Origin of the sequence: uncultured Sphingomonas sp. (assembly GCF_964235535.1) — a bacterium.
GTDB lineage: Bacteria > Pseudomonadota > Alphaproteobacteria > Sphingomonadales > Sphingomonadaceae > Sphingomonas.
On record NZ_CAXSBH010000078.1, the window covers coordinates 1 to 7339 of the forward strand.

At 68.9% G+C, this 7339-nt stretch carries 9 protein-coding genes and 1 riboswitch; of the genes, 8 read left to right on the forward strand and 1 reads right to left on the reverse strand.

Features of this window, described 5'->3' with window-relative positions:
* The 7 genes from ACFE7F_RS15040 to ACFE7F_RS15070 all read left to right on the forward strand — a co-directional run.
* On the forward strand, positions 1-1039 hold a 1039-nt coding region (locus ACFE7F_RS15040; RefSeq protein WP_375404663.1), incomplete at its 5' end, for a murein hydrolase activator EnvC family protein.
* Between the two features lie 58 nt (positions 1040-1097).
* A complete protein-coding gene (locus ACFE7F_RS15045; RefSeq protein ID WP_375404664.1) occupies positions 1098-2435 on the forward strand; it encodes a S41 family peptidase in 1338 nt (445 codons plus the stop codon).
* A 4-nt stretch (positions 2436-2439) separates the two neighbouring features.
* Positions 2440-2928: a disulfide bond formation protein B gene (locus ACFE7F_RS15050; RefSeq protein WP_375404665.1), complete on the forward strand. Its 489-nt coding sequence runs from the start codon at positions 2440-2442 to the stop codon at positions 2926-2928.
* Positions 2929-2933: 5 nt separating this feature from the next.
* On the forward strand, positions 2934-3467 hold the full coding sequence (locus tag ACFE7F_RS15055) for a demethoxyubiquinone hydroxylase family protein (RefSeq protein ID WP_375404671.1): 534 nt from the start codon (positions 2934-2936) through the stop codon (positions 3465-3467).
* Positions 3468-3477: 10 nt separating this feature from the next.
* Positions 3478-3939: a hypothetical protein gene (locus tag ACFE7F_RS15060; RefSeq protein ID WP_375404666.1), complete on the forward strand. Its 462-nt coding sequence runs from the start codon at positions 3478-3480 to the stop codon at positions 3937-3939.
* Between the two features lie 52 nt (positions 3940-3991).
* Positions 3992-5413 carry a hypothetical protein gene (locus tag ACFE7F_RS15065; RefSeq protein WP_375404667.1) on the forward strand — a complete coding sequence of 474 codons (1422 nt, stop codon included), beginning with the start codon at positions 3992-3994 and terminating at the stop codon, positions 5411-5413.
* A gap of 4 nt (positions 5414-5417) precedes the next feature.
* Positions 5418-5495: riboswitch (ZMP/ZTP riboswitch) on the forward strand.
* Between the two features lie 19 nt (positions 5496-5514).
* Complete coding sequence (locus ACFE7F_RS15070) at positions 5515-6207, forward strand: DJ-1/PfpI family protein (RefSeq protein WP_375404668.1); 693 nt, start codon at positions 5515-5517, stop codon at positions 6205-6207.
* Here the strand turns inward: ACFE7F_RS15070 and ACFE7F_RS15075 are convergent.
* Positions 6173-6823 (reverse strand): DedA family protein, encoded by a 651-nt coding sequence (locus tag ACFE7F_RS15075; protein ID WP_375404669.1) that lies wholly within the window; start codon positions 6821-6823, stop codon positions 6173-6175. The genes ACFE7F_RS15070 and ACFE7F_RS15075 overlap by 35 nt on opposite strands.
* 86 nt (positions 6824-6909) lie before the next feature.
* Between ACFE7F_RS15075 and ACFE7F_RS15080 the strand changes: the two genes are divergently transcribed.
* On the forward strand, positions 6910-7339 hold a 430-nt coding region (locus ACFE7F_RS15080; RefSeq protein WP_375404670.1), incomplete at its 3' end, for an aldo/keto reductase.

Here is a 7339-nt window from a genome sequence, read left to right on the forward strand (position 1 = left end):
GGCGGCGGCGGCCACCGACGCCGCGTCGCGGGCCGCGGCGCAGGAGCGCGCGCTGGCGGCGCGCGTCGTGGTCGCGCGAGCAGAGCTGGAGACCGCGCGGGCTCGGGTCGCCGTAGTGGACGATCTGTTGCGGGCGCAGCGGGCGCGGCTCGGCGCGGCGCAGGCACCGGTCGCAGGCCTGCTCGCCGCGCTACAGTCGCTGGCGCGTCGGCCTGCGGTCGCGACGATCGCGCAGCCGGGATCGGTTGCCGACCTGGTCCATCTGCGCGCGGTGCTCGGAGGAGCGGTGCCCATAATCGCGGCGCGCACGGCGGTCGTCCGGGTCGAGCTGGCCCGGACGCAGTGGCTCGGGCGGAGTGCGGGGATCGCCGCAGCCGCGTTGCGGAGCGGACAAGCGCGGCTGGAGGGAGAACGGGTCGCACTGGCCCGGGCCGAGGCGAGCCACCGGGCGCAGGCGCGCTCGCTCGGCCGCGATGCGCTTAGCGAAGGCGACCGGGCGCTGGCGCTCGGCGAGCAGGCGCGAGACCTGCTCGACCGGATCGACGAGGCCGACCGCGCGCAGGTCACGGCCGAAGCGCTGGCGTCCTTGCCCGCGCCAATCCCGCGCCCGCTCGCGCCCGGCGTGGCGTCGCCGGCCGCCGCCGGAGGGGTCTATCGCTTGCCGGTCGCGGGGCGGCTGGCGACCGGATTCGACGAAGTATCGCCCGCCGGGGTACGCTCGCGCGGGTTGACCTTCGTGGTGCGGCCCGGTGCGGCGGTCGTCGCGCCGGCGGGCGGAACGGTCCGTTACACGAAGTCTTATCGCGGATACGGCACGGTGGTCGTGATCGACCACGGCGAGGGTTGGTCGACGACGTTGACCGGACTTGCCGTCTCTCGGGTTCGACCAGGCGCGGCAATCGGGGCGGGAACGCCGGTCGGCGCGGCACCGCTCAGCGACGCGCCGGAGGTCGCGGTCGAGCTACGTCGACGCGGTCGCCCGGTCGACATCACCGCGCTGCTCGGCCCCGGTCAGCCCTCGTTCACCCGCCGGCTTTGATACGACCGCAGGTCGCGCTAAGCTCCGTCGTCACCCGCGACCCAAGGACCGTTCGCCCATGCCTCGCCCGCTTCTAACCGCCACCGCGATCGTCGGCGCGCTGGCGCTGGTGCCGATCGCGACCGCCGCGATGGCCGCCGCCGATACGGAGACCTACCGCGAGTTCGACCAATTCTTGGACGTGTTCAACCGCGTGAAGGCGGATTACGTGGACAAGGTCGACGATAAGACGCTGATCAAGGGCGCGATTGCGGGAATGCTGTCCTCGCTCGATCCGCATTCGTCCTATGTCGACGCGCTCGATTTCGACAATCTACGCATCCAGACCGAGGGCAATTACGGCGGTCTGGGCCTGACCGTTTCGATGGAGGACGGCGCGGTCAAGGTGATCGCGCCGCAGGAGGACACGCCCGCCGACCGCGCCGGGGTAAAGGCTGGCGACTACATCACGCATATCGACGGCAAGCTTATCTTCGGCGCGTCGCTCGACGAGGCGATCGGGCAAATGCGCGGCAAGGCCGGAACCAAGATCGCGCTGACGCTGGTGCGGCCCGGCCGCGACAAGCCGGTCGAGGTGTCAATGACGCGCGAGGTGATCGTTCAGCGTCCCGTGAAGTGGGAGCTGAAGGGCGATGTCGGCTATATCAACATCAACACCTTCTCCGAGCAGACGGGGGCCGACACGCGCGCGGCGTTGATGGCGGTCGAAAAGGCGCTCGGGCGCAGGCCGCTGGGCTATGTGGTCGACCTGCGCGAGAATGGCGGCGGGCTGCTGAGCCAAGCGATCGAGGTGACGGACGCGTTCCTGGAACGCGGCGAGATCGTGTCGCAGCGCGGGCGCGAGCGCACCGACATCGAGCGATATTTCGCCAAGCCCGGTGACGGCGCGCACGGCCTGCCGGTGATCGTGTTGGTCGATGCGGGGACGGCTTCGGCGTCGGAGATCGTCGCGGGCGCGCTGCAGGACCATCACCGCGCGATCGTCATGGGCGAGCGGACATTCGGCAAGGGATCGGTGCAGACGCTGCTACCGGTCGGACCGAAGACCGCGTTGCGCCTTACCACCGCGCGCTATTTCACGCCGTCGGGCAAGTCGGTGCAGGAAGGCGGGATCGAGCCTGATATCGCGGTGCCGCAGCTGTCCGACCCCGACCGCAAGAGCCGCCCCGTGTTCCGGGAGGCCGATCTGCGCCGCCATCTGATCAACGAGGTCAAGGCGGACAACAAGGTGCTGGAGGAGGACGTCAAGGAAGATCCCCGCTTCACCGCGACGCCCGATCAGCTGAAGAAGCAGGGCGTCGAGGATTTCCAGCTGCAATATGCGCTCAAGACGATCGCGCGGCTGGGCGGCGCGGCGCAGGTCGCGGCGGCGACGCGGCCGGCCGTGAAGAAGTAACGCGTTGGGTCGATCGTTCGACCTCGCGCGCGTGGCGGCCCTGTTGATCCCGACGGCGCTGCTGGCCGGAGCGTGGGGATCGCAGCTGTTGGGCGGGCTATATCCGTGCGAAATGTGCCTTTGGCAGCGTTGGCCGCATTACGCTGCGCTCGTACCGGCGGCGCTGGCCTTTGCGGCGGATGGACGAACGCGGGTGGCGCTGGTCGCGCTCGCCGCGTTGCTGATCGCGGTGTCGGGGGCGATCGGGTTGTTTCATGCCGGCGTCGAGTATGGCTGGTGGCGCGGGATCACCAGTTGCACCTCGACCGTGCCGCTCGGCGGGGCGAGCGCCGACGATCGGCTCGCGGCGATCCTGAACGCGCCGCTGGTCCGCTGCGACCGCGCGCCCTGGACGCTGGCGGGCGTATCGCTGGCGGGGTTCAACGCCCTCTTCTCGCTGGGCGGGGCGCTCACCATCTGGTTACTTCTGTCAGGCAGGAAGGCCGCGCGATGAACGACATGAGCTGGAAGCCGGGCGACCGGACCGTCGATACCGATGCCATGATCCGCGTCGACCAGGCGGGCGAGTACGGCGCGACGCGCATCTATGCGGGTCAACTCGCGGTACTGGGCGACCGGCACCCGGCCGCGCGCGCGATCCACCATATGGCGAGCCAGGAAGAGCGTCACCGCGCCTTCTTCGACCGGATGATCGTCGAGCGCGGCGTGCGGCCGACGTTGCTGCATCCGTTCTGGAACGTCGCCGGCTTCGCGCTGGGCGCGATGACGGCGGCAATCGGGCCGGGCGCGGCGATGGCCTGCACCGCCGCGGTCGAGACCGAGATTGACAAGCACTATGCCGAGCAACTGGAGGAGCTGGGCGACAGCGACCCCGAGCTGACGGCGGCGATCGCCGATTTCCAGGCGGAGGAGATCGAGCACCGCGACCATGCCATCGCGGCGGGGGCGGAGAACGTATTCGGCTATCCGGTGATGAGCGGCCTGATCCGGCTGGGTTGCAAGATCGCGATCGCGGCCGCCAAGAGGATTTGAGGGAATGACGTTGCCTAAGCTGTTCCTGGCCGCGCTGGCCTCGTTTGTTTTCGGGGCCGCTCCCGTGCAGGCCCAGCAGGTCGCGCTCCCCGGTGTAGCCGCGCCCAAGTCCACCAGCACCCCGGGCGAGGTCTCGCGCGGCGCGCCCGTCAACGGTGTGCTCGTGCTGTACGGCAATCAGCGCTGCCCGACCGACAATGCCGGCAACGAAATCGTCGTCTGTTCCAGGCGGTCGGCGCAGGAGCAGTTCCGCGTTCCCAAGGAACTGCGCGAATTGGAGATCACGCCGGAGAATGAGGCCTGGGCGGTCCGCTCGGGAACGGCATTGGAGGCGGGAGCGGGCGTGAACACGATCGGCAGCTGCTCGGCGATCGGCCCCGGTGGTCAGACCGGCTGTTTCAACCAGCGCGTCCGGGAGTCGCGCCGCGAGGACGCGGCACGCGCCGTAGAGCGGTCGCGCCAGCCGCGGTAAGGTGCCCGTTCGCGAACTGGACGATCGCGGCGCGCGGCGATAGCGTCCGGCGATGTCGAGTGGGGAAGAGGCGGGGCGGAGTTTCCGGGTGGGGTTGTTCCTGCTCGTCTGGTTCTCGTGCGCGTGGCTCGGGTCTTGGGAGGGCAATCCCAACAACGCTACGCGGTTGTTCGCGGCGGTCAGCCTGGTCGAGGACGGGGACGCGACGATCGACGAGTTCGCCCCGTTGACGATCGATTTCGCGCGGTTCGGCGATCATTATTACCTCGATAAGGCGCCGGGCATGACGCTGACGGCGTTGCCCGCCGTCGCGGTCGTGACCGCCGTCACGGGGGTTCGGTCGGCCGACGTGCCGCTGCGTCAGGGCGATCCCGCCTTTTCGCGGTTCATGCTGGCGCGGCAATGGGCGGCGACGGCGAGCGGGCCGGCGGTGCTGACGGCGGTCGCGGCGGTGTTGCTGTTCGATCTCGCGCTCGGATTAACGGGGCGGGCGGGAGCGGCGTTGGTCGCCAGCCTCGCCTATGCGCTCGGCTCGCCGATCTGGGGCTGGTCGACGACCCTGTTCGGGCATGCGAGCGTCGCGGCGCTGTACGTGATCGCGGTCTGGGCGGTGTGGCGGGGGACCGCCGATGCGCAAGCGCGGCCGGGGTTGGCGCTGCTCGCGGGGGCGGCGCTCGGGTGGGCGGTGGTGGTCGAGTATCAGGCGGTGCTCGCCGGGTCAGTGATAGGCGTCTGGGCGCTGGTCCGAGCCTGGCCGCGGCTGGAGCGGTGGCGGCTGATCGGGATCGCGGTAGCGGGCGGCGTCGCGGCGCTGGTGCCGCTGGCGATCTACAATCTCGTCGCGTTCGGGACGGTGTTCCGGCTGGGCTATCAGGGCGTGGTCGGATGGGAAGGGATGGACCAAGGCTTTTTCGGGCTGACGACGCCGTCGCTCCAGGTACTGCGCGAGATCACGGTGGGGCCCAGGCGCGGACTGCTGTGGGTTGCGCCGGTAATGTTGTTCGCGCCGGTCGGGTTGGCGTTGTTGTGGCGCGAGCAGGCGACGCGGGGGTTGGCGATTGCGGTGTCGGTCGCGGCGGCGATCGTGTTGCTGGTCAATGCCTCGTATTATTACTGGCATGGAGGCAATTCCACGGGGCCGCGTCATGCGATGCCAGTGGCCGGGCTGCTCGGGATCGGGTTGGGGACGTATTGGGCGTCGCTGGGGACGCGTCGCGAGCGAGTGTTCGTCGGCGGGCTGCTGGCGGTGTCGATGGTGATCAACCTGATGATCGCGGCCGGGGATGTGATGGCGCCGCCCGATTACAAATATCCGTTGAAGCAGGTCGTGTGGGACATGCGGCTGGCGCATGGGCAGATGTCCACGGTGGCGAGCAGCTGGTGGGGTTGGTCGAGCTGGGCGGGGCTGGGGTTGTACCTGGCCGTGGCGGGGCCGCTGCTCGGATGGCTTGCGCGGCGGGCAGGGCAGGCCTAGCATTCGCGGGTCGCGTGACTGGCGCCGAGTGGATCACCACGGGGGAGCGCGGCGGATCGAGCCGCGCGCCTGGGCACCCTTTCGAACCGGGAGCCCATGCCATGTCCGATCATCTTCACGTCGCATTCCTATTGTTTCCGAACGTCACCCAGCTCGACCTGACGGGACCGGCGCAGGTGCTTTCCAGGCTGGGGAACGCCCGGGTAGATCTAGTGTGGAAGACGCTGGAGCCGGTGCCGACCGATGCAGGCTTTTCGATTGTGCCGACGGCTACCTTCGCCGACGTGCCTGCGGCGGACATATTGTGTGTTCCGGGCGGGATCGGGGTCACGACCGTCATCAAGGATGACGAGGCAATAGCATGGGTTCAGCGAGTCGGCGCGTCCGCTCGGTGGGTGACGAGCGTGTGTACGGGGTCGCTCATCCTGGGCGGGGCGGGGCTGCTCAATGGGTATAAGGCGGCGACCCATTGGGGCTGGTTCGAGGCTTTGCGCTTGTTCGGTGCGGAGCCGGTAGCGGCGCGTACCGTCTTCGATCGGAACAGAGTAACCGGCGGCGGGGTGACAGCTGGTATCGACTTCGCATTGGCGCTTATGGCTGAGACGCGCGGGGAAGCACATGCGCGCGCCGTGCAACTGAGCCTGGAATATGACCCACAGCCGCCGTTCGATGCAGGATCGCCCGAGAAGGCGGGCGACGAGCTTGTCGATGTATATCGACGGCGGATGGACCAGATCGCGCCTGACCGGATGGAGGAGCTTAGGGAAGCGGCGCGCTTGCGCGGCTTTTCCTGATGCCGTTCACGCGGTGCCAGATGTAGAAGGCGATCGCCGCCGCGCCGAGCACGCCGATGACGATATGGGCCTGGTGGAACGCCGCCTTCAGCCGCGGGTCGCTGTTCCATGACTGGCCCAGCTCGCGGCCGACCCAGGCGAGCGCGAAACAGAAGGGCCAGGAGCCGATGAAGGTGTAAAGGTGGAACGGCAGGAGCTTCATGCGCGCGACACCGGCCGGAAAGGCGATGAAGGTGCGTATGACGGGTAGGAGCCGGCCGACCAACACCGCCAGCGAGCCCCAGCGGGCGAAGAAGCGTTCGGCCGCGTCGATCTCGTCGAGCCCCACCAGGAAATACTTGCCGTAAGCCGCGACGAACGGTCGGCCTCCGCGCTTGCCCGCCTCGTATGCGAAGATCGACCCGAAGTTGCATCCGAGCGCGCCGGCGGTGGCGGCGAGGTAGATGTTGAACTCGCCGGTCGAGACCAGATAGCCCGCGAGCGGCATGATGATCTCCGACGGCAACGGGATGCACGCGCTCTCGATCGCCATCAGCAGCGCGACGCCCCAATAACCGCCCGCGCGGATGACGCCGACGCAGAACGCGACAAGGGCGCTGATGATGCTCTCTATCATGGTCGCCGGCGTAGGGGCGGGGACGCGCGGGCGTCAACCGGAAGGATGGGCGGAACCGGGCGCGGATGCGGTAGGTTGGGCGGTGCATGGACGATTTCACGCTGAATGACGGACGTACGATGCCCCGGATGGGACTGGGCACCTATCAGATCCCGGACGCGCAGGTGGCGAGCGTGGTCCGGCGCGGGTTGGACCTGGGCTACGCCCTGGTCGACACGGCCGCGTTCTATCATAACGAGCGCGGGGTCGGTGAGGGGATGCGCGACGCGGACGTGTTCCTGACGACCAAGCTGTGGAACGACCGGCACGGCGACGCGGCGGCGGCGCTCGACGAGAGCCTGGCGCTGCTGGGGGTCGAGGCGGTCGATCTGTATCTGATCCATTGGCCGGTGCCGGGCGACGGTCGTTACGTCGAGGCCTGGGAGGCGATGGTGAAGCTTCGCGAGGCGGGGCTGGCGCGATCGATCGGCGTGTCGAACTTCCGGCCGGGCGACATCGACGAGATCGTGGCGGCGA